Annotated in this window: 21 protein-coding genes; 6 read left to right on the top strand and 15 right to left on the bottom strand. The window is 67.8% G+C overall.

The genetic code is table 11. From position 1 onward, the window contains the following. Positions 1-571 precede the first annotated feature (571 nt). On the top strand, positions 572-3,013 hold the full coding sequence (locus FEF34_RS40870) for a DEAD/DEAH box helicase (RefSeq protein ID WP_138058548.1): 2,442 nt from the start codon (positions 572-574) through the stop codon (positions 3,011-3,013). A gap of 172 nt (positions 3,014-3,185) precedes the next feature. After that, positions 3,186-3,611, top strand: coding sequence for a hypothetical protein (locus FEF34_RS40865; RefSeq protein WP_138058547.1), 426 nt, complete (start codon positions 3,186-3,188; stop codon positions 3,609-3,611). Between the two features lie 23 nt (positions 3,612-3,634). Here FEF34_RS40865 and FEF34_RS40860 read toward each other — a convergent pair whose 3' ends face one another. The 13 genes from FEF34_RS40860 to FEF34_RS40805 all read right to left on the bottom strand — a co-directional run bounded on the left by FEF34_RS40860 (position 3,635) and on the right by FEF34_RS40805 (position 15,943). Beyond that, positions 3,635-3,850: a hypothetical protein gene (locus FEF34_RS40860; RefSeq protein WP_138058546.1), complete on the bottom strand. Its 216-nt coding sequence runs from the start codon at positions 3,848-3,850 to the stop codon at positions 3,635-3,637. After that, positions 3,847-4,284 (bottom strand): ATP-binding protein, encoded by a 438-nt coding sequence (locus FEF34_RS40855; protein WP_138058545.1) that lies wholly within the window; start codon positions 4,282-4,284, stop codon positions 3,847-3,849. The genes FEF34_RS40860 and FEF34_RS40855 overlap by 4 nt, the downstream gene beginning before the upstream one ends. A 106-nt stretch (positions 4,285-4,390) precedes the next feature. Beyond that, complete coding sequence (locus FEF34_RS40850) at positions 4,391-5,614, bottom strand: helix-turn-helix domain-containing protein (protein WP_138058544.1); 1,224 nt, start codon at positions 5,612-5,614, stop codon at positions 4,391-4,393. 133 nt (positions 5,615-5,747) lie between these two features. Then, complete coding sequence (locus FEF34_RS40845) at positions 5,748-7,946, bottom strand: hypothetical protein (RefSeq protein WP_138058543.1); 2,199 nt, start codon at positions 7,944-7,946, stop codon at positions 5,748-5,750. Then, positions 7,943-9,043, bottom strand: coding sequence for a hypothetical protein (locus tag FEF34_RS40840; protein WP_138058542.1), 1,101 nt, complete (start codon positions 9,041-9,043; stop codon positions 7,943-7,945). The genes FEF34_RS40845 and FEF34_RS40840 overlap by 4 nt, the downstream gene beginning before the upstream one ends. A gap of 21 nt (positions 9,044-9,064) precedes the next feature. Then, complete coding sequence (locus FEF34_RS40835) at positions 9,065-10,402, bottom strand: hypothetical protein (protein ID WP_138058541.1); 1,338 nt, start codon at positions 10,400-10,402, stop codon at positions 9,065-9,067. Further along, a complete protein-coding gene (locus FEF34_RS40830) occupies positions 10,402-10,692 on the bottom strand; it encodes a hypothetical protein (protein ID WP_138058540.1) in 291 nt (96 codons plus the stop codon). The genes FEF34_RS40835 and FEF34_RS40830 overlap by 1 nt, the downstream gene beginning before the upstream one ends. Before the next feature lie 3 nt (positions 10,693-10,695). Further along, complete coding sequence (locus FEF34_RS40825) at positions 10,696-11,661, bottom strand: C40 family peptidase (RefSeq protein WP_234043381.1); 966 nt, start codon at positions 11,659-11,661, stop codon at positions 10,696-10,698. Positions 11,662-11,858: 197 nt separating this feature from the next. After that, positions 11,859-13,496: an FtsK/SpoIIIE domain-containing protein gene (locus tag FEF34_RS40820; RefSeq protein WP_138058538.1), complete on the bottom strand. Its 1,638-nt coding sequence runs from the start codon at positions 13,494-13,496 to the stop codon at positions 11,859-11,861. A 328-nt stretch (positions 13,497-13,824) separates the two neighbouring features. Then, a complete protein-coding gene (locus tag FEF34_RS40815; RefSeq protein ID WP_138058537.1) occupies positions 13,825-14,910 on the bottom strand; it encodes a hypothetical protein in 1,086 nt (361 codons plus the stop codon). Between the two features lie 10 nt (positions 14,911-14,920). Continuing rightward, positions 14,921-15,106, bottom strand: a complete 186-nt coding sequence (locus FEF34_RS40810; RefSeq protein ID WP_138058536.1) for a hypothetical protein — start codon at positions 15,104-15,106, stop codon at positions 14,921-14,923. A gap of 478 nt (positions 15,107-15,584) precedes the next feature. Then, positions 15,585-15,752 (bottom strand): hypothetical protein, encoded by a 168-nt coding sequence (locus FEF34_RS41870; protein ID WP_171053422.1) that lies wholly within the window; start codon positions 15,750-15,752, stop codon positions 15,585-15,587. After that, entirely contained in the window at positions 15,752-15,943 is a 192-nt protein-coding gene (locus FEF34_RS40805; RefSeq protein WP_138058535.1) for a hypothetical protein, read from the bottom strand. The genes FEF34_RS41870 and FEF34_RS40805 overlap by 1 nt, the downstream gene beginning before the upstream one ends. 153 nt (positions 15,944-16,096) lie before the next feature. Here FEF34_RS40805 and FEF34_RS40800 point away from each other — a divergent pair, with 153 nt between their 5' ends. From FEF34_RS40800 to tpg, 4 genes are all read left to right on the top strand, one after another. Beyond that, positions 16,097-16,372 carry a hypothetical protein gene (locus FEF34_RS40800; RefSeq protein ID WP_138058534.1) on the top strand — a complete coding sequence of 92 codons (276 nt, stop codon included), beginning with the start codon at positions 16,097-16,099 and terminating at the stop codon, positions 16,370-16,372. Further along, entirely contained in the window at positions 16,365-16,571 is a 207-nt protein-coding gene (locus tag FEF34_RS40795) for a hypothetical protein (RefSeq protein WP_138058533.1), read from the top strand. Before FEF34_RS40800 ends, FEF34_RS40795 begins: the two co-directional genes overlap by 8 nt. A gap of 229 nt (positions 16,572-16,800) precedes the next feature. Next, on the top strand, positions 16,801-18,453 hold the full coding sequence (locus FEF34_RS40790) for a hypothetical protein (protein ID WP_138058532.1): 1,653 nt from the start codon (positions 16,801-16,803) through the stop codon (positions 18,451-18,453). A 180-nt stretch (positions 18,454-18,633) separates the two neighbouring features. Further along, positions 18,634-19,191: a telomere-protecting terminal protein Tpg gene (gene tpg / locus FEF34_RS40785; protein WP_138058531.1), complete on the top strand. Its 558-nt coding sequence runs from the start codon at positions 18,634-18,636 to the stop codon at positions 19,189-19,191. Positions 19,192-19,839: 648 nt separating this feature from the next. Here tpg and FEF34_RS40780 read toward each other — a convergent pair. Together FEF34_RS40780 and FEF34_RS40775 are read right to left on the bottom strand one after the other, a co-directional pair. Continuing rightward, positions 19,840-20,694 (bottom strand): hypothetical protein, encoded by an 855-nt coding sequence (locus FEF34_RS40780; protein ID WP_171053421.1) that lies wholly within the window; start codon positions 20,692-20,694, stop codon positions 19,840-19,842. Then, entirely contained in the window at positions 20,691-21,440 is a 750-nt protein-coding gene (locus FEF34_RS40775; RefSeq protein WP_138058529.1) for a ParA family protein, read from the bottom strand. The genes FEF34_RS40780 and FEF34_RS40775 overlap by 4 nt, the downstream gene beginning before the upstream one ends. Positions 21,441-22,349: the final 909 nt, after the last annotated feature.

Genomic DNA, 22,349 nt, shown 5'->3' with positions numbered 1-22,349 from the left:
TTTCAAGAGCGGAATTCCCGCGTAGCGGGAATTAGTGACGAAGTGGCAATTCCCGTGCTGCGCACGGGAATTGAAGAATTCCGCTGCGCTTCATTCTTGCCTTTCTCTGCTGCGCTCCGAAAGACTTCGGGGATTTCCGCTGCGCTCCAATCCCCTCCGGCCGCGCTACGCGCGGGGCTGGCTACGGTGGAAGGGGGCTCGCGCATCACTTCGACTGACTGTGTAACCGTGACGGAAACTCATGACTGCCTGGTCAGAGGAATGTTAACCGCCCCGGACCAGTGCGAGGGGACCAGGGCCCGCAACCCGCCGGACCCGAACCACCAGCACCCGCAGCATACCCACAGACCAGCCACCCCGCAAAGCCTCCAACTCGCCTCCGCCCACACCACCCTGACAGGGCAACAGTCACACACACGACCGGATCCTGAAACCACCACACGACCACCCCCAACCCTGCTACCGTCACAAGACGACCACCCTGCACCACCCACATGCATCACAACTCCGCACTGTGTAGAGCGACCGAAACAAGCGCACCCCCAACCAGGGGGAGGGAATGGGGAAACCAATGAACGCACCACGCACGCTCTTCCCGCATCAGGTAGAAGCCGTAGAAGCCGCCGTAAGCGCCCTGGACACACCACCCAGGGGAATCCCCGCCAACGGGCTCCGCGCCTCGGTCGTGGCGGCGTGCGGCACCGGGAAGACGTTGATTGCCGCGCACTCCGCGCTGCGGATCGCCAAAGGCGGCCGGATTCTGGTGATGCTGCCGACTCTCGATCTGCTGACCCAGACGGTAAGAGAGTGGCGCGCGGAGGGCCATGACGGCAAGTCGGTTGCCGTGTGCTCACTGGATGATGATGCCGGGCTGTATGCGGCCGGAGTGCGCACGACCACGAACCCGATTGTGCTTGCCGAGCGCCACGGGAAAGGCCCAGTGACGATGTACGCCACGTATGCGTCACTGCCGGTTCTCACCAAGGCGTTCAGCGGGGAATACGGCGGGGCGATGCGGCCCTTTGACCTCGTGGTCGTTGATGAGGCGCACCGGACGTCGGGGAGTCTGGGGAAGGCATGGGCGGCTATCCACCACCAGTCGGAGATTCCGGCGGCGCGGCGGTTGTATTTCACGGCGACGCCTCGGATTTGGCGCGAGCGTCCGCCGAGCTGGGAGGTGCGGGCGGGGTCGCGGGACCGGCTGCCGGCGGAGCTGGCGTGTTCGATGGATGATCTTGAGGTGTTCGGGCCGATCGTGTACGAGCTGGGCTTGGCGGATGCCATCAGTCTGGGGTTGCTGGCCCGGTATCAGATCCTGGTGGTGGAGGTGCGGGATCCGGTGGTGACGCCGGAGCGGTTGTCCGGGCCTCAGGCGCGGGAGGAGGAGGTACGCGGCCTGCGGCTGGGGGCGTTGCAGGCGGCTTTGTTGCGGACGGCGGCCGAGCACGGGTTGCAGAAGATCATCACTTTCCATCACCGCACGGTGGAGGCGGAGGCTTTCTGCAAGGGGCTGAAGAAGAAGGCAGCGGAGCTGCACGCGTCCGATCCGGGGATGTATCCGGAGTCGGTCTGGGCGGGGTGGCTGCGTGGCGAGCACGAATCGGACCACCGTGCGCAGGAGTTGGGGCGGTTCGGTGGGACGGCGCATCGTGCGGTGCTGTCGAATTGCCGGGTTTTGGGTGAGGGGGTGGACTGTCCGGCGGTGGATTCGGTGGCGCTTTTGGATCCCAAGGGTTCGTCGGTGGATATCGTCCAGGCGATCGGCCGGGCGCTGCGTCAGAAGCCGAATTCCGGGAAACTCGCTTCTCTGATTGTGCCGGTGTTTCTTGGGCCGGATGAGGCTCCGTCCGACATGGTCACGTCTGCCTCGTATCGGCCGCTGGTAAAGGTCTTGGCTGGTCTGAGGGCGCACGATGAACGCGCGGTGGAAATGCTCGCCATTCCTCAGGAGAACTCGCCCCGTGAAATGGGCGAGTGGATTGGTCCGGAGCCCGAGGAGGGTGAGGAGGAATCCCGGATGCTGCTCCGGTTCTCCTCTCCCCGTGACCCGGCCGCTGTCGCGGAACTGGTCTCGCTGCGCGTGATCGACACCGAGCGGCAGGACTGGACGCGCGGCTACTGGTCCGCGCGACGGTGGGCGGCACGTGAGGGGCACCTGCGGGTGCCGCTGGGCGCTCAGATGGAGACGGGCCCGGGTGCGGCGTATCCGCTGGGGCGGTGGATCCGCCGGCAGCGCGCCGCGTACGCGTCCGGGCAGCTCGACGGACGTCGGGCGGCGCGGCTCGAACGGCTGGGCATGGTGTGGGACCCGGCCGAGGCCGAGTGGCAGGACAACCTTGCCGCAGCACGGCTCTACATGGACCGCTACGGCACGTTGGCCGCTCCGCGCGGCGCGGTGGTCGCCGAGCCCGGCGGACAGGCCGCACGAGCGCTCCAGGGCCCCTCAGGGGCCACGGGACGGCCTATCGGGCAGTGGCTGTCCAACTGCCGCCGACCCGGCGCCCTGAGCGACGAGCGAGCCGCACAACTCGCGCAGATCGACCGCGACTGGAACCCCGACTGGCCCATCGACTGGCAACGCCACTACACCGGAGTACGAGCCCTGGTGGTGGACGGCGGCGCCGCGGCAGACGAGATCACCCCCGGAGTCACCGTGCACGGCGCAGACGTCGGCCGATGGCTGGCCAGGCAGCGCGAGACATGGGCCGCGCTGTCCCAGGCTCAGCGCGAGCGGCTGACAGCGCTGGGAGTCACCGCCCCCGAGCCCGCCGCGGCGGCCCCGAAGGCCGACGGCCGTGCCGCCGCGTGGGAACGCGGTCTCGCGGCGGCCCGCTCCTACCTCGCCCGCGAGGGCACACTGACGGGCGTCTCGCGGGCCCACATCGAACACGTTGTCCACGACGGCCAGGACCACGCGGTCAAACTCGGGGTATGGCTGGCGAACCAGCGCAGCCGCCGCGCGAAACTCCCCGCCGACCGCGCCGCCATGCTCACGGAGCTGGGAGCGATCTGACGCGGCGGTGCCCCGGACCGATCGGGGGCATCGGCCGGGGCACCGGGTTGGGGGACCGCCGACCCGCGACGGGGGCGCGGGCCGGCGGGGTCTATGCCGCTGAGCCTTCCCCGAACGGAAACCGGTGAGGCTCGCGTGATCTGTCGTCGGATTCCGGGGGAATCCTACGGATATGAGTGACACATGCGGGTGGTGCGGATCGGCGATCTCGCCGGAGGGCAGGCGCCGGTATTGTCCTCGTCCGCGTTCGTGCAGGCAGGCGGCCTACCGAGACCGGCGCCGGGCCGCCGCAGCGTTCCGCGCCAGGGCTGCCCTGTTCCAGATCGGCGGAGAGATCCGCGACCGGTGCGAGGCCCTGGAACTGGCCCTGGCCGACGCGATCGCGGGCCAGCACGCGGAGGCCGGGCTGCACAGCACCGCCGCCGCCGACTTCGCCCACCTGACCCGGGAACTCGTCCGGGTCGCTGTCATCGCCGATCGGGCAGCAGGTGCGACCTGGGAAGAGATCGGTCGACCACATGAACTCACAGCCGATGCCGCACGGGCTCGATGGGGTCACCTGGGCCTCATCCGGCCACCTGAGTCGTTCGCCCCATGATCGTCGGGAACTCAAACAGACAGTCAGGCATCGCCGGCCTCGATGCGCTGCGCGCGGGTGCGGGACACCTTCAGCCGTTTGGGGTCGTCGGCGGGCCACTCGCCGCAGCCGTAGGGGGCGCGCAGCCAGATGACGCCCGCTCGGATGTCGGTGACGATCGCGCGGGTGCGGCCATCCGTCACTTCGTCTCCGACCCGCGGTGCACGTCGGGCTGCCCCGGTGGTTTCGGTCGCGGTCATTGGCTCACCTTGAGTTCGGCCCATACGCGTTTGCCCCACGGCGCGATACCGGATCCCAGCAGGTCGTAGCCCCACCGGTCGGCGCACTCCTCCACCAGGAGCAGCCCGCGGCCGGTGGTGTCGCCGGGTGCGGGCACGCGCAGTTCGGGCAGCCGGCGGGCAGCACGGTCGACCACGGCCAGGCGTACGCGGTCGGCGGTGGGCAGGTCGACCGCGATACGGACCGAGGGGCCCCAGGCGTGCCGCACGGCGTTCGCCACGAGTTCGGACAGCACCAGCGCCGCCGTGGCGGCCTCGTCGTCCAGGCCCCAGGCAGCGAGCGCCACGCGCGCCAGTCGGCGGGCGTCCTGCGCGGTGGCCGCCTGGCGCGGCTTGGTCAGGTTGTATCCGGGGTGTCCCGTTCGGCGGGGTCGCGCTGCGGTCATGCTGGTCATCGCCAGGCCTCATGTCGGTGGTGGGTCGGTCACCGACCGTAGAAGCGGGCAGGGGCGGCGGCGGGTACAGCCGCTACCCCCTCCCGGAGGGGTACAGGCTGTACCCCTATGCGGCAACGCCCAGTTGACGCGCCAGGCCGCGGGCGTCATCGCGGACGAGCGCGCTGCCGTTCTCCGACAGCTCCACGGCCGCGCCGCGCGCGAACAGGTTGAACCGCGCGGTCTCCGGACTGGCCTCGTACGCCTTCTGCAACAGGTGCACGACCGCGACGGACTCGCCTTGCAGGCTGTAGGCGCGGGCTGTCTCGATGATGTGGAACGAACGGCGCGTGGACGATTGCATGGCGCCAAGATCGATGTGGGTGGCGGCGTCGACCGCCTCACCGGCACGCACGAGATCGGTCCTCATGGTGATCGCGTACGCGTCGACCATGCCCCGGCCGAAGATCAGCCAGGGGTGGGCGTAGCCGTCGCCGAGCCGCTTGGCGGCCCTGTCAGCGCTGTCCCAGTGATGTTCGGCGCTGCCCTTCTGCCCGACCTTGGCGTAGGAGAGAGCGGCAGCCAGGTGCAACAGCCCGCCAAGCGCGATGTCCTCCGGGCCGCGGTCGGGGTCGAGGAGCTGAAGCGACTTCATCGCCAACTCCACACGGGCCTCGTGGCGTTCGCCGGCATCGCGGAAAACATGGTTGAGGTACCACGCGGCAGCGGCGACCGCACGCGGACTGTCAGCGTCCTGCGCGGCCGTCATCGACCGGTCACCGGTCAACATGACCAACTCGGGCGCCGGCTGGAACGACAGATAGAGCTGGGCCAGGTGGTAGCCCTGCGCCAGGCTCACCAGAACCCGGCGGCGCTCGATGCCCTCCCGCACGCGCGCGGCGTACCTCAGATCAGCCAGCAACGCGGGCAGCACGTTCGCCACCCGCGACCGGTGGTCACCGAAACCGTGCCAAGCCTGCCAGGCCAGCGCCACACGATCCGCAAGCTGTGTCGCCGGCACCGGCTCCTCATCCCGAGACAACACGTCGTAGTCCGTCAACGCTTCCTTCACCCGCAGCAGCGACGGATGCGCGGCCTTGGTGTAGGTGGCCGCGCTCAGGCGCTCGTCGCCCGTGAGCGCGGCGAGATCATCCACGCCGAGCGCTTCGGCCAGGCGCAGCAGGAGAGAGAGGCGGGGCATCCCCAGCCGGTCGTTCTCGATGGCCTTGACCCATTCCGCGCTACGGCCCACCAGACCAGCCAGCACCGGCCGCGACTGCCCTTTCCGCTCCCGGGCCCTGCGAACCCGCTGACCGAACGTGCGCGGGCCACTCTCCGCACCATGCGCCATGAAGAACTCCGTTCCGACGTCGCACTCAGGACGGTACCCGCGCCCGAGCACGCAGGAGACACGCTTCGGGCCGAAAGCAAAAAAGGGGTGGACACCGGTTACGGTGCCCACCCCTTTCGCTGCCACGGGAGCGTCACAGATCGGACGGAAGCCTCTTGCCGGTCTCAGCATCGAACGCCACACCAGTCGGCGACAGACGGACCGCCCGAGAAGAGGCCCGGGAACCTTCCTTCCAGCCCTTCCCGCCTATCACCACACGGACCGTCACATCAGCGTACGGATCTTTCACCGGAATCCTGAGTTCAGGGTCTACGGCAAAGCGCCCTTCCTCAGGCTGGCTCACAGCGCTCTTTTCCCCCGAGTCGATCCGGAGGTACCTCGCGTCTGGCTCGAAGCCCGTGCGTAGTTCCACGATGACGCTGCGGCGGTCACGGGCCCATTGGGCGACTACGTCGGCATCGACTGAGTCGATGGACAGTGCGGCGCCCGATCGGCCCTTGTAGGCGGACACCTTCTGCCGGCGCTCTTCCCGCTGGGTGTCGTCCTCTGCGCTCTGCCAGATGCCGGCGGCAGTGATGGCCAGGGCCGCGACAGCGGCGACGTAGGGCCAGGTCCGCCGACGTGCGCGGGGATGGTCGTCGTCTGGGCTTGTGGGTTCGGGTGCCGGCGGCGGCTCTGATACCTGATGCCACTGGGGTTCAGTGTCGTCGGTCCTCTCGAACCACTCAGCGCCGCCGTTGTTGCCCATGCGGGCGACGGTAGCGCGCAGGTGCGCGGCCTGGTCCTTGTTCCCGGACAGTTCGGCTACCTCCGCTCGGGTGACGAGCCAGGCTGTGGCCTGGGGCGAGTTGAAGCCATGGGTGGTGATGTCCTCCCGTTCACCGACCGCGGCGAGGTCTGCGGCCTCGTTGAGGCGGCCGGCCCGTGCGGCCTGCAGAACGGCTTGGTGGCGGTGGTCGAGGCGCTGCCCGGTGTAAACGGTGTCGATGGTGTTCGGCGGCAGCTCGAACCCCCACCCGTCGTCGTCGGGGCCGGCGGGGTCATCGACGTCATGGACGTCCTCGGTGGGCTCGGTGTCCTTGTCGAGGCTGAGGGCGGGCTCTTCCTCGTCGTCGCCGGTTTCCTCCGTGACCTGCTCGCCGAACTCGGCTTCCTGGGCGGCGCGGCGTCCGGCTGAGGTGTCGGTGAGCTTGGCCTCTTCGTCGGTGATGACAGTCTGGATGATGTCGACGAAGGTGTCGCCGACCTTCCAGACCGCCTCGCCGGGGGCGAGAGTGGGGATCTTCTCAACGGCCCAGGCGGGCAGGTTGTACAGGGCTCCGACCTGGGCGGCTTCATCTGGGGTGAGACGGCCGACCTGGACGATCGTTGCGAGGCGGACAGCGTCCTGGGCGCGGCCGTCTCCGAGGTCGGACAGGGTGTGCATCACCGCGTCGACCGACAGGCGATCTTTTCGGCTGTTCTTGATCAGGCGCTGGATGAGTTCGTTGGTGTGGGGGGAGAGGAAGATCTGCCACGCCTCTTCGATGACGAAGTGGCGGTGGCGGGCGGTCGACTGCCTGATCCAGACATGCTCGACCCAGCACGAGATCGCGGCCATCAGCGCCGGAATCGCCGGGCTGGACTTGTCCATCCGCGTGAAGTCGAAGGAGACGATCGGCAGGTCGGTGTCGGGCAGGCCCGCGGTCGGTCCGTCGAACAGGCCGCGGAGCGCTCCCTCGGTGAACTTCGACAGGGCAAGGACCGCCCGGATGCCCCACGCGGTGAGCTCTGCGGCCGGGAACCGGCCGTCCTCGGGGTCTTGCAGGGCGTCGACCAAACCGCCCAGGTCGGTTGCCTTGGGGTTGTTGAGAGCGTGCTGGAGCGCGTGGCCGCTCTCGGGGGTGAGCGCGGTGGGCTCGACGGTGGCGATCAGGGAGCGGATGAGCTGTTCCCGCACGTCGGCCGGGAACATGGGTGAGCACGGGTTCAGGGTGAACTCACCCGCCATGACGACCTGCCCGCCCAGAGAGCGGGTCAGCGGCGCCCACTCCCCTTCCAGGGCTTCGGCCGGCTTCTGCTCTCCATAGCTGTCGATGACGACGGCCTGGGCGCCGTGGTGCAGGATGCTGCGGCGTACCTGGACCTTGCGGGACGTGGACTTGCCGGAGCCGAGCCCGCCCAGCGTGATCGAGTTGGTGGACTGCATGTAGTCGTAGTCGACCAGGACCGGGGTGAGGTGGAAGGGCCGGCCGTCGGTGGTCGAGCGGCCGATCTCGATGCCGGGAAAGGCCATGTCGGCGGCGACGAGCGGCGCGGTGATCGCGACGTGGTTGGAGGGCAGGCGGATCACAGGATCGCTCCGTTTCGGGTGGCTGCGCCGTGCGGGGTGGTCATCACGTGGGCGCGGTGCTGCTGTCCGATCAGCCAGTTGAGCCGCAGGCGGTGCTCGTCCGCGTCGAGCTGGGCGGCCCAGCGGGCATCGGTGACGTCCTCGGGGCTGTCGCCCCAGACGGTCAGGTAGGCGTCGATGTCCACGAGCGTCGCGCCGTGCACCAGCGCGTCGTGTGTGGTGCCGCTGGTTTCCTGGTGTTCGTCCTTCTTGACGTTGTCGGTGGTGAATGCCTCGGCCGCGGCTTTCCGCCACTTCGCCGAGCGGCGGGCCTGGGCCAGCGGCAGCGGCCGGTACAGCACCGACAGGGAGCGGTCCCTGCGCCGTTCCTTCTGGGCCTGGTCCATGTTCTGCTCCAGCAGCAGATCGGGCATGAGGTTCCCGTTGTTCGTGTGCGGCCAGCCGGTGATCCGGGCGGTGGCCGCGTACCGGCCGTCCTCGAGCGCGGCCCATTCGGACGCGCGGTCGGTGACAGACGGCACCGGCTCGGGCGTGATCTCGGTCAGCGCGCCGAGCCGGGTGAACTCCCGCTCGATCGTGTTCAGGACCCGCTCCGGACGGGAGATCACGCCCTTGGGGATGTGCACGGAAATCGTCTGCGTGTGGAGGGTGACGTCACTCACCGTCGCGTGGTGGGTGACGTGGACCTGGATACCCGCGCTGCGGGACTGGTTGCCGACGTAGGTCAGGGCGCGGCCGAAGGTCTCGTGAAATCCGGCCCTCAACACCGGGTCCTGCATGGTGCCGTGAAGCGGGTAGAGAGTCCACGTGCGGGTCTCGCCCGCGGTCGTGCTCAGGCGGGGTGTGGTGCGTCGCTCGCGCCAGTACCGGGCACCGACCGCGGCCCATCGGGCGAGCGAGCGGGGCCCGGGGGCGAGGTTGAGGACTCCGGCGACGGCGGCGACCGCTCCGAACGTCCATACCGGCGGCGGCTGGATCAGGCCCGACGCGAGGAGGGCGCCCCCTGCCCCGGCGTTCACCTTCGTCAGCAGGAGCTCCAGCGGGCTCAGCCCGCGCTGAATGGCAGGGCCTCGGAAGCCGGGGTTCAGGGAGTACACGGCACTCTTCCTCCTTCTCTTCTATCGGGTGGTCGGCCCGCCCGATGACGGGCCGGAGCCGGATGCCGGGCCCGATCTGGGCGCCGGCGGCGTGCTCCTCGCCGGAGCCTGCGGAGTGCTCCTGGTCGAAGCCTGCGGGGATGGGTTCGAACCGGCGGACGGCGAGCGGGGCGGCGGGGTGCGGGTCGGCGTGTGGGCGGCACGGGCGTCCCGGCGCGCGGCCATGACCTTCGCCTGCCGTTCCCCGTCTCGGTTGATCTGCGCGATGGCCGACTCGGTCGTCATCCGCCCAGGCCGCTTACGCGTCCTGATCCCGTACGCGGCGGCCAGGACGTCACCGTCCTGCGCCAGTGCCCGGCCCGGAGTCGCCACCGTGCGCGGACCACGGGGGGTGTTCTCCTGCTCGTAGAAGTCCGGCACACCCGCCCGCACCGCCGCACGGACGACCGGGTTACTGACGCGGGTCTCCACCGCCGACCGCGCGGCCCGAGCCAGCCGGGGCCCGAAGTACGGCACCCCATGGAAGATCATCCGCCACATCAGGACGTCCGCGGCGACCAAGAGAACGCCGTGCATCACCAGCGAGTCCTCGACCAACGGCACGAACGGCGCGACCAGGAGCAGGGCGAACGGGGCGAACATGAGCCCCAACAACTTCTGCGCCCAGGCCTGAACCGCGCTCATGTCGCCCCCACGGGCAAGGGAGGCGATCACCAGCGGCGAGAAGCACACGAACGCCAGAATCCCGAGGTTGCGCACCATGAACACCAGCGCGGCAAACCCGAGGGCCACCACCAGGGCCGCGGTGACGATCAGGACGCCCAGGACGTTGCCCTCCTCCGCGCCCTCCTTCAGATCCTCGGTGAGGGCCCCGAACAACGTGGACTCGTTCAAGCTGAACGCGGCCGTGAACCCCTGGCTCACAGCCGTGTTCAGCATCGCCACCACCCCCGGCACGGACGCCATGCCGGCCACCGCCACGAGCGTCCACCCGGTCGAGTGACCCAGTTGCCTCAGGCGCGGTGCGCCCTGCCACGCGGTCAGGGCACACACGGCCACCACGCAGGTGAAAATGGCGACCGCCAGATTCTGACCAAGCCACAAGAACGGTGCGAACACCGCATCCGTGGCCTCATCCGGTGCCCACGCATCCTTCGGCGCGATGAGGCTCTTGATCTTCTTGATGAGCCATTCGGCGAGGTCTTGGACGTTGTCGGCGGCTTTGTCGGTCATCCCGAACCCGCCATCAACTCCTCCGCCTGGGGCGTCCGGGTCGATCCCCTCGTGTCCGTCGCTTTGGCAGTAGTCGTAGGACGGAGTGCCCTTCAGGAGATCGCACGGATCGTCCTTCTCGGGCATCAGTTCTTCCCGCCCGCGCCGTTGGTGACGGTGCCGAACAGGTCGGCGCCGTACATCGCGAGGATGATGGCCACGAACAGAACGCCGACCGCCATGGACCCCTTGCGCAGCGCGTTCTTGGGGTCGTTGGGCGTGCCGAGCAGCATCTTGACGGCGATCACTGCGATGACCGCGGCGACTCCCTTGGTCACCAGGCCGGCCCCGGTCATTCCGATGGAGTCGAAGAAGTCGGTGAAGCCCTTGGAGAAGTCCTGCGGCGCGGCCAGGGTGATGAAGTCGGACTTGCGCATGGTTCAGATCTCCTCTGATGTGTCGTGTACGGGGCGGGCGATGCCGAATTGGTCGGACATCGAATTGAGTTTGGAGAAGCGGACTTTGGTGCCCGGCTTGGGAGCGTCGAGCATCCATCCGCCACCGACGTAAATGCCGACGTGGTGAATGCTGGCCGCGCTGTCGCCGTAGAACACCAAGTCGCCGGGCCGCGCGTCGCCGGGCTGTACGCGCTTGGATGCGGCGTACTGCGCGGCGGCGGTGCGGGGCAGGGTGATTCCGACTTTGGCGTATGCGTAGACCGTGAGCCCGGAGCAGTCGAAGCCCCGCGTATTGGTTCCGGAGCTGCCGTTCGGGGAACAGCAAGTGCCCGTGCTTGGTCCGGACGCGTTACCGCCACCCCACGAATACGGGGTGCCGAGCATCTTTTGAGCGACCTTCAGGGCTGTTGCGCCCTGCGGTGCGGTGACAGCCGTTCCGGGTTTTCCGCCTTTGCTGCTCTGGCCTGCCAGGGCGCTGATCGAGCGGACGTAGTTCTGTGTCTCCTTGTAGGGAGGGACACCGTTGTATTTGAGTACGGCGCCGGTACCCGCGTTGTATGCGGCGAGCATGTTGTTTTGCTTGTTCCCGGGAACGTCTTTCACGTCCTGGGCGATGGCGCACAGGTATTTCGCTGACGATGGGATGGCGTCCTCGGGATCCCAGACGTCGCGTTTGCCATCGCCGTTGCCGTCGATTCCGCTGCTTTCCCAGGTGGACGGCATGAACTGGGCAATCCCCTGCGCGCCGACCGGTGATTGAGCTTTCGGGTTGAACCCCGATTCCTGCGTGAGGAGTGCCGCCAAGAGATCCGGTGTTACTTCGGGGCAGGTGTTTCCCGCCTCTTCTATCAACTCTTGGTACTCGGCCGGCACGCTGAGGCTCAGCGCATCGTTCAGGATCGGGTTGTCACTGGCGGCCAGGATGAACGCGCCCCCGATGACGACCACGGTCGCTCCCACGCCGACAGTGAGCCCTACGGCGCCAGATCTCACGAACTTCCCCCCTTCTTCGATTTTAGGTGTTTTCACAGGTCAGCACCGCCACCCATGACCGCCAGAGGACCGCCACCCGACCGCCACCCACCCGCCGGGGTGGCGGTCGGGTGGCGGTGCCTGGGCGGTGGTCTGGCGGTGCCGGGTGGCGGTCACGAACGGGACCTCTCGGCTGCGGTGAGGTCAGTCAGCCTGTAGCCGCGTGCGCCCTTGGCTCCCTTGCCCGCCGGCACACCGAGGAGTTTTGCAAGGAGTTTTCCGCGTTCCGTTCGGTCGGTTTCCGTGATACCGAGAGCGGGCGCCAGTTCGGCAGTCGGCATGAAGTCGACACGTCGGGCACGCATGATGTTGATTGCTTGCCGGAGCGGTGTGTCAGGTGCCGCCGCCTCGATGTGCTTTTCCCGGCGCGCGGCGACATCGTCGACAACCTGCCAGATGAAGTCGTTTTCGAATCGGATTCCTCGAACGAGTTTCGAGGAGACGCCATCGAAGTACACGCCCTGGCCCTGGATGCTCGCGTCCATCAGCGCGGGATGAATCGGCGACTCGGTCTTGAAGTAGTCCGATCCCAACGCGACTTCCGCGCCGCCCTTTCCGGAGACGTAGAGGCAGATTCGCTTTTTGAATTGGTCTCGTACCTCTACCGGGACAGCCTTGTCCGAAGGGCGCTGCGTCATCATGACAACCGTGATTCCGCATTCGAGGCCCTTGCGTACGAGTTCCGATGAGTTCTTGACGAGACGCGCCTTCTGCTTTTTCGCCTCGGCGCTTCCGTCACTCACGTAGTAGTCGGCTACTTCGTCCGCGATGAAGAGGATCTGCCGATGGCGCGGGGTACTCTTCCGTTCCCGCATCGCCTGCATATCCATTTCGTACCGCTCCTGCTGAATCTGGAGCAGTTCGCGAACCATGGAGTCGAATGCTGTTGCCTTACTCGATGCTTCGTAGCGCACCGCGACCTTTTCAAAGCGGGTCAGCGCACCGGGCTTTCCTTCGATCAGGTAGACGTCGAGTTCAGTCCCGTACGCAATATAGGCGCATGTCAGAAGAGCGACAGTCAGCGTCGATTTGCCGGTCTGGGTCATACCGGCAACGAAGATCGCGCCCTTGGTGAAGTCGTCCATGCCGACGAGTTCACCGGTCATGCTGTGCGCGAACGGGATTCCGTCGTGGGCGAGGATCATTTCCCGGGTCGGCGGAGCGAACGGGGCCGTGAACGGCGGCTGCGCGAGTACCGTCATCTCGACATCGCGGGCGCTCAGCTCGCCGCGCTCGACCTGTGTCCGCATCCGGGTCGCGTCGAGGGCGCCGGCCACCGCCTCAGTCTTGGCAGCGACGTCCTTGTAGGTCCGACCGGCGGGCACCTTGAACTCGTACCGGGTGCCGAGACCGTGGGGCAGCGGCGTCACCACGGATTCGTCCGCGCGAACGAACTCGTCCTTCCCGATGACACGGCTTGCCACCAGGGCCTTGGTCAGTTCCTCATCCCGGGCGGGCCCCTCCTCCTCAACGGGCGGTGCCTCCTGCGTCGCCAGGGCCGTGGAGAACGACGCTTCGGGGGGCGTTCGGGCCCACATGCGCTGTACGCGGGACTTCACCCACCAGGCCGCGTAGCCGAGGGCGACCAGCACGGCCACGGTGAGAATGACCGTGGCCGGCCACGACAGACCCGTCTTGTCCTTGATGGCGAACAGCACGCCCATGACCATGGCCAGGCCGCCGATGGCGCCCGCTGTGTGGCCGTAAACGTCCTCTTCACGGTCGTCGTGCCGGCGCTTCTTCTTTCCCATACTCCCCCCTGTATTTTGGGATCAAGGAATTGCAGATCATAACTCGCATGTGCAATTGCGACTAGATGTTTTGTCAGGCTTCGCCGGGTCTGCCCTGCGGATCTGCAACAGAACTGATTCTGTGTTTGCTCACCGAATGGCTCGCCGGGTCTGCGCTGCTCTCGACTGCATGGGGTTTCCGGCAGTCGCGACACAGCCCAGCCGAACGCTTCGGCTGGGCTGCATCGGTGGTGCCGGACGAGCGCGGGTATTCACGGTCTGCTGCGTCTGGTACATCGTCATACGACTCTCGCACCGCGCACTGACACAGCCGTTACCGCTGCTCAGATCAGACGGCGTCGCTGTCCTCGGTCTCCTCGTCGGTCTCCGCCCCGGTCGTCTCGGTGAGGACTTCCGCGCTCCACACGCGGCGTACGCGCTCCTCGGAGCCGATGAATCCGGAGCGCCGGAAGGCGGCGACGGCCTGCCGGTACGAACGGGGCGGGTCGTCGCTGTAGCGCAGATACCGCAGCACCACGCCGAGCTGAACGTCATCGAGCTGCCGCCCCGGTTCGGGGGTCGGCACACCACGGACCGCCGCAAGCTCGGGCAGCGTGACGGCCGTGCCGCGAGACGTGACGGACCGCGCCCCGGTCAGGGCACCGACCTGCGTGCCGAGGGTGTGACGGCCCGCGACGGGCGTGACGGGCAGGGCGGGCGCGGTCGGCTTCCAGTCGTCCAACTCCGGCAGCGCGATGTGCGCGACCGCACCGGTCAACGGCATCTGTTCGACGGTCTCCGCGGTCGCGACAGACTGCGTGTGCAGTTGCTCCACCATGGCCTGCTGGATCTCCAACGTCGACAGCCGGTAGCCGGTCTCTGCCTCGCCAATCTGCCGTTCCAACTCGGTTGCGACCCTGAGGAGTTCGATCCGGTCGGCAGCATCCGCCTCCATCTGCTCCAGCCGGTCCGCGACTTCCTGCCGGCGCACGGAGATGGCCCTGCGGGTGGCAGGCGAGACCTTGCGGCCGAGACTGGGCAGCGTGAGCCACCAAGCGCCCTTGGTCGCAGTGATCGCCACGGGGGTGATGATCAGGGCCAGATCGAAACCGTCGGTCCTGGTCAGGACCAGATCGGCCGTGGGGATGGCCACGATCACCAGAGTGAGAGCGAGGCCCGCCCACTGGACCCGCTTGGAGCGCCGGCGGTTGTTCGCCGCGTGAATCTCGGTCGCCTGGAGGACCACCCACAGGGCATCGAGCGCAGCGACCGTGGGGGCGGACCACCCCCCGAACCGGGGCATCAGGATCTGGTAGCTGACGGCGATCGACAGCACCGCCACGCCTACGGTGATCGCTCCGAGCACCACGAGCACCATCGACCGCAGGGACCAGGAGCGGGAGTGGTCCTGCTTGCTCTTGCTGTTGTTGAACATGCTGGCTCCTTCAGGCCGCGCCGAGCCGGCGGCGGAGGTAGTCGACTCCGGCCAGGTCAAAGCGGATGAAGGTCCGCCCGACGGCCCCGGTCTCGGCGTCCTTGGTGTAGGCGACCAGGACGGCGCCCCTGGGGTCGGTCTGGACGCTCATTCTGTAGACGGTCCCGTGAATCTGAATGTCCGGGATGTCGTTCATCGTCGTACTCCTCTCTGCCTCGTTGAGGGTTGGGAAGTGGAGTGCAAAGGGGTGCCCCGGACCGGACTCGAACCGGTCAAATGCCTACGGGGCTCGCGATCTTCGCCCTTGTTTCACCTGCGCGTTCGGGTCCTCGTCCGTCCGTGAGGACGGCACGGGAAAGGTGCGCGTGCTTGTCGCGCAGGCAGGGCCGACGGCTTGTCGCAGTTGCCTGTGTCCACTGTGGAGTTCTCAAAGAACGGCGCTGCCTTTCAGGCCGCCATCACGCGAAGCGCGACGCGCTGCTGTCCGGGCTTGGGTGGTGCTGCGGGGGGGGGCCGTGTCCGGCTCCCTCATCCGGCGCCGCCCGCGGGGGCAGTTCCGGGTGGGGGAGCCGGGTCCGAAGACCCGGCAAGGGGTTGTGTCTGGCGCTGCGGCACAGTGGCCTGCCCCCGTGAGCAAGGGGGGGTGCGCTTCTGTGCCGGAGCGCCGGAGCGGGTCAGCGGGAGGCGAGGTGAGCCGTTGCCGCGGCAGCGTGCGCGATTGCGGCCTCGGTGGTTTCCCGTATGCGGGCGGCGGCTTCAGCGGCCTCTCGGGCGGCCTGCGCGGCAACGGCGCGGGCGGTCTCCATAGCGGCTGCGGCAGCCTGCCGGTCAGCGTCGCTCATCACCGACCGCCCCTCGAGGAAGCCGGCACCGCGCCCACAGCCGGGCGGGGGCGGGGAACCATCACAGGGCCGGGCTCGGGCTCGTAGTCGTGCCGCTCGTCCTCGCGCTCCTGGCGCTCGACGACAGCGGTAAGGCCGGCAGACAGCCGGACCATGGTCATCACGCACGGGGGCGTGGCGATACGATCCATGACGGATCGCCCTCCTATGTACGTAGGCGGGTGGTCAAGGCCCTGACGCGGTGTTCCACCACCCGTCAGGGCCGTCTTGCTGTCTACGACCGTACCTCAAAAATACGGCACCGTAAATATGGTTACGGCGCCGTGCTCAGGTATGATCCTGTCGTGACCGAACTTCCAGAGGAAAGACAGCTAGCAGCCCTGCGCTCTGTTGTCGCTGCGGCGCACGAACGCGCTGAGGCAGAGGCAGCGCTGGAACGAGCCGTCGGGATGCTGCGCGAGGCGGTCACTGAAGCAGTCCGCACTGGCGCACCCCGAGGCCGCGTCCGAGAGCTGGCGAGTATCAGCCCGTCGACGTTGTACGACTGGCTCGGCCAGGCAGGGATCGAGGTCCGGGCCAAACGCTCGGCCCGAAAGACCAAGGAGCAGTCCGATGCCTGAGGACCCCGTCAGCCAGGAGATGGCCCGGCTTCTGAACGAAAAGTTGCAGCGGGTGATCGACAAGCAGACCGAGCACACCATTGCTCTGGCCAACCACACCGCGTCGCTCGACCGGCTGGAGAAGGGCCAGGAGCGGCAACAGGAAGTGTTGGACGAGATCCTCAGCATCCTGCGCGGAGGCGAGTCGGCGGGGGACTGAGCGCCGCACCTGCCCCGCTGACCACGGTCACCGCGGTCACCACCGACCCAACTACTCACGCACGGGGCGTAAGGTCACCTGCACGAAAAGTTAAAACCCGCCGTGGCTCCACTTGGGACTGCAATCCCGGAGTGGCGGCGGGTGACCCCACATAGGTCTCCGGCGAGTGTACCCATGGGTGCGTCCCGCCACGCGACACGTCGCGAGGGAGGCCGGAAAGGACAGCCGGATGCCCGGCGAGTACGACGAGACCTCCGACACCAGTCAGCGCGCGGAGCTGTACGCCCCGGACAACGACGGGCTCTACACCAGCCAGCTCCACGACTGGATCCCGCTGTGTCCTCAGCTGCGAGACAGCGCCGTGCGTCTGTACTGGATCATGCGGGCCCTGGTGATCGAGAAGCACGGGCCGGTCCGCAAGCTCACCCTTCTCCAGCTCTGCTATCTCCTTCCCGCCAAGCCGGTGAAGGACGGCGAGCCGGTGAAGCCGTCAAGCCTGGCGCGTATCCGCTCGCTCCTGGCGGAGCTGTCCGGCGTGAAGTTGATCAGCACTCCCGAGGGCAAGCCGGTCAAGACGTCCAGCCGTGCGAGCGCGTCTGGCGCCGCTCTGCGCATCCGGATCAATGACCTCCCGCGAGCCGGTTACAGCGGCCCGCGCAACGCGTTCGCGCTCCTGGATCAGGTGCGCAAGCCTGCTGCTGAGGCCGCCGAGCAGGCCCTGAAGAAGGAGCGGGAGCGCGCCGCGAAGAAGCGGGCCGAGCAGGCTGCCGCAGACGCGGGCCAGATTTCTAGCCCGGAGGGTGCGGGCCAGATTTCTAGCCCGCGGGGCCAGATTTCTAGCCCGCGGGGCCAGATTTCTAGCCCGCATTCCCGCGCTGACCTGCAAGATCGCGAACCCCCGTTCAGTCCTCCCGCTCATACTCTCCGCTCAGACCCCACTCCCCCCGTCCGTCCGTCCGTGCAGGTAGATGACGCGTGCGCGAACGAGACGGAGGGACGGACGGACGGCGGGGAAGGCGAGCACCAGGACCAGGACGTCACTCCGGCTGCGGGCTCCGTGGTGGGACCGGCAGCGGCTGACGCCGCGCCGGACAACGGCGGCAGCAACGGGGGGGAGGCTGCCGGGCGGGTGCCGTCTGCCGTCGATCCGTCGCCGGGGGTACTGGTGCTGCGCGCGGTGGCGGCGGAGTGTCCGGAGTGGACCATCAACCACGCCGAGTCGTTGAGGGATCAAGGCTTGGTGGCAACAGGCATGCTCGCGTCGGGGTTCACTCCTCAGGAGATCCGTCACGCGCTGGTCTCCCGGCCCTTGCCGCAGCCGATGACCCACACGGTCGCGGCGGTGGTGGGGCGGCGGCTCAAGGACCTGCTTGCCGCCGGCCCGGCCGGAGACGTCGCGCTGATCCCCGCGCAGACCGGCCGCGCGGAGCAGGACGCGGCCGACGAGCCGTCAGTGGCGCTTCCGGACTCGTACGCGGTCAAGCGGGCCAAACTCGCGGCTGACGTGGCCGGGCACGGCAAGCTGCGCAACTGCCAGGGCGATGACGGCTTGTGCGACCAGCTCGCGGCCCCGGGGTCCGATCTGTGCGGCCGGTGCCAGAACGGCGGTGCGCAGCCGCTGTGCGGGGGCGGCTGCGGCCGGAAGGTCGTGGCGCCCGGGGCACGGTGCATCCCGTGCGAGGACGTCCCCACCCCCGCCGCTGAGATCGGCGACTGCCCGGGATGGAACGACAAGCCGTGCGGGCGGGCGGTGCTGACGGCTGGTCTGTGCCGCGCATGCAAGTTCGCGTCCGAGCAGGCCAAGCTTGCTGCTGACGCGGAGTGGGAAGCCGCGCGTACAGCGGCCGTTGAGGCAGCAACGGCAGCGGAGGCCCCCGCATAGGGCTGTACGCCGCTGTACGCCGCTGTGAGCGCCCGCGGGCCGCTCCCGCGCCTCCATCCGTCGCGGGGGTCCGGGATCGGCCCGCAGATCACCGCACAGCGGTTCGGCGGATCGGTCGCGCTCCCCTGGGGCGACTGCACGCCGATTCCTCCGCCCGTCCCAACACCGACAAGGAGACCCGTGGGCATCCTCGGCGACAGCCTCAACACGGCAGTTGAGAAGACGTTCACCCAGCCCATCCCCAAGTCCGCGCCGGCGCAGATGCGTTACCTCGTCAAGCAGGAGAAGGGCACCCGAGCGGTGGCGCAGCTCCTGGGCGTCAGCCAACGCACTGTTGAGCGCTACGTGAAGGGAGAGATCGTCAAGCCCCGCCCAAAGCTCGCGCAGCGCCTGGCGGGCGAGGTACGCCAGCGCTGGCAGCCCCGTGTACGTGACCGTGCGAAGAAGCAGGCGGCCACCACCGGCGGCATCATCATCGACACCCGCGCCCGGTTCGGCTTCACAGCCGCCCCCGGCACCACCGACGACGCACGACTACGCCGCCTCACACTCGCCCTGCCCCCTCAGCACGCCGCCCGCCTCTTCGAGGCCCAGCAGGCCGGCGCCACCGAACAGCAGCTCCAGCAGATCACCGCGGAGGCCCTGGGGGAGGTGTACTTCCGCGACGGCGGCCGACGTGCTCAGGGCCTGGATGTGGAATTCACAGATATCGACTACTTGGAATTCGACCTGGAATAAGACGGACGTTCCCGCGCTTGACCTGAACATTTGTGATTGAGCGCTTCAATTGGCCAGTGAGCATGAGAGTTGGTCATTGAGCGCGCACCGAAGAATGTCAGCGGCGCGTTCCATGAGATGCGGCCAACGGAATTTGCTCGCACCGGTATATGTACCTCTTGGGCCGAGCCGCGCAGGATCAGAGACCCGTATAGGGTCGTCGGCAGCTCGTGCCGGTATGGAGCGTACGAGTCAGGCCCGGTGCCCAGCGCTCTGGGGGCAGTACCACCGGGCCGCTCCGTACCCGAGCTCCGATCTGCGATCGATCCCGCCGGCGCGTGCGGGGCTGCCCCTGCCGGCTGGCCGGGCGGAGACCGCGCGGTGAGGACCGCACAGTCTCGGCAGTTCATCGATTTTCGTCACTGTGACGAAAAGACGGCCCGTCTTTTCCTCGCTCCGACGAAAAGACGGGCCGTCTTCCAAGCCGGGCGGCGCTGGGGGGCGGACAGCGAAGGCGCATGCGGCCTGGAAGACGCCCCCGCCTATGCCGGGCGGGGCCGACCGACCCGGGTCCGCGCCCCGCGACCTGCGGCATACACGACACACGGGAGTCCCGGAATCTGAACCCACAGATTCCGGGACTCCCGTGTGTGATGGAGCTGACCGCTACTACGCGTCGTCGCCCTCGCCCTCGCCCTCGGCCGGGTGGGCCTGGGCAAGGTCACGTTCAAGGCGGTCCAGGTCCTCGCGTAGCGTCCGGCATAGGGCCAGGGCCTGGGTTGGGTCGGTGGCGCCCAGGCGGCGGAGCTTACTGACGTTCAGCACGCTTGAGGGCTCCAGCCGCGGACGTGTCGGCGTGGCTGGAGCGGCGGGCTCAAGGGTCACCCTGTATCCGCACTTGATTGCGGCGGCCAGTAGTCCCCGCTTGGTCAGTTCCCCGGCAGCCTCTGCGGCCTTCCAGCACTCGCGCACGGCGTCGTCACCGTGGTCCCGTTGAACCGATACCAGCGGGCGTAGCGGGTCTTCCTTGAGCTGTCGGCGGGTGATCGGTGCCAGCGCGTGCACGACCGGTCCGACACGGATGACCTTGTTCATGTAGTCCCCGCTACGCCCGTTGAGGGCCTTTCCCCATGCGTCGAACGTGGGGTAGCCGGCCAGCCGGAACAGCTCCTCATCGCGCACGATCCGATACGGCTCCCCCACCCACAACAGGTACTGCTGGGTGATCCGCTCAGTGGCCAGCTCGGTCTGACGATCCGCCTCCAGAATCGCGCCTTCGCAATAGGACAGCCGCTCCGCCGGGTCCGCTGATCCGGGCGGAACGAACACTGTCATCCCCGGCGGCAGTTGGCTCAGAAGACGGCCCGTCTCTTCTTCTCCCTGACGAGAACGCGTGGCCTGGGAAGGCTGTGAAGGCCCGGAAGGCTGTCGAGGTTGGACGGTCCGCTTGCTCGGCTCGACGTCGGTGCCGGCCTTCGTCGCCGCGATCTGTTCGGCGATGCTCGTACGGGCGCCGCCCATCACGCCTCAACCTCCGCCGCTCGCGCCTGCCCGCCGATCCGGCCGACGCGCTCATCCGCGCCACGCAGCCCGTGTTCGAGCGCGAAGCGATAGAAGTCCTCCCGAGCCTGAAGCTCCACACGGTTGTTGTGGTACTGGGTGACGACCCGCTTGGCGTTGGTGTGGACGCGGTACCGGCGGATCACCGTCTGAGCGACCGGATAGCCGCGCTGCTCACACCACGCCCGGGTGCCGTCCACGTACGCCTGTCCCTCGGCCGGCGGCCAGTTGTTGATGACCACCTGGAACGGGATACGGCGGGGCTTCACCACCCACTCGATCGTCTGCCACGTCGGCTCGAAGCAGTCCTGTTCCGTCAGCATCGGCACGATCACGTCGTCCGCTTGCTCCAGCAGCGACCGCAAGATCTGCCCGTACCGGTCATCCCCCAGAGGGTCACGCCCCGTCGTCTCCGGGTTGATCTCCGCCCATCCCGGGGTGTCCACGAAGATGTGCGCGTACGGCAGCGACTTGAGATGCCCGATGTTCTCGACGTCCTCAGAGATGTCCAGGACGTCGAACGGCAGCTCCTCAAGCTGCGCCGCCCGCCACAACGCCGTGCCCTGCGGGTCGGCGGACGCCACCGCCACGTACGGCTTGCCGTCCGCCCTTGTGCCCCGCACATCGGCGCACACCGCGCACATGTTGAGCGAGATCAGGCTCTTGCCCACCCCACCCTTGCGGTTCAGCACCACATGGATCTCGGCCACGCTTCCTCCGTTCACTTCGCCACCCATGGCGGCTACTTCGGTTCGAGCCGTCAGTCTCCCAGCCACACCCCCGCCGCGGGCAGGTACGCCGCTCCGCGACCTGGTTGGCCTCCACCACCCACCACGAGCCGCCCGGCTGCTGTCATTCCCGGGCCGTCACTGGCGGACTCGGAGGGAATGACGCGCGGGCCCGGTCGCGCGCTCACGACCGGGCCCGAATTGCTCTTTTACATCTATATTCTCTCTGTCATCCGCGAAAAGCAAATAGCGAAATCCCGGCTCAAATCTCATGCCTAAGAGATTCACTTATCTCGCGCTCTGGTACAGCTCCGTGCATTTGGTGTGATGCGGTCGGAGTTCTCGCGGTGCGTTCATTGGTTTCCCCATTCCCTCCCCCTGGCCGGGGGTGCGCTTGTTTCGGTCGCTCTACACAGTGCGGAGTTGTGATGCATGTGGGTGGTGCAGGGTGGTCGTCTTGTGACGGTAGCAGGGTTGGGGTGGTCGTGTGGTGGTTTCAGGATCCGGTCGTGTGTGTGACTGTTGCCCTGTCAGGGTGGTGTGGGCGGAGGCGAGTTGGAGGCTTTGCGGGGTGGCTGGTCTGTGGGTATGCTGCGGGTGCTGGTGGTTCGGGTCCGGCGGGTTGCGGGCCCTGGTCCCCTCGCACTGGTCCGGGGCGGTTAACATTCCTCTGACCAGGCAGTCATGAGTTTCCGTCACGGTTACACAGTCAGTCGAAGTGATGCGCGAGCCCCCTTCCACCGTAGCCAGCCCCGCGCGTAGCGCGGCCGGAGGGGATTGGAGCGCAGCGGAAATCCCCGAAGTCTTTCGGAGCGCAGCAGAGAAAGGCAAGAATGAAGCGCAGCGGAATTCTTCAATTCCCGTGCGCAGCACGGGAATTGCCACTTCGTC

This window comes from Streptomyces marianii (assembly GCF_005795905.1).
Lineage (GTDB): Bacteria > Actinomycetota > Actinomycetes > Streptomycetales > Streptomycetaceae > Streptomyces > Streptomyces marianii.
Note: the sequence above shows the minus strand (reverse complement) of the source record. Positions and strands in the feature narration are given on the sequence as shown.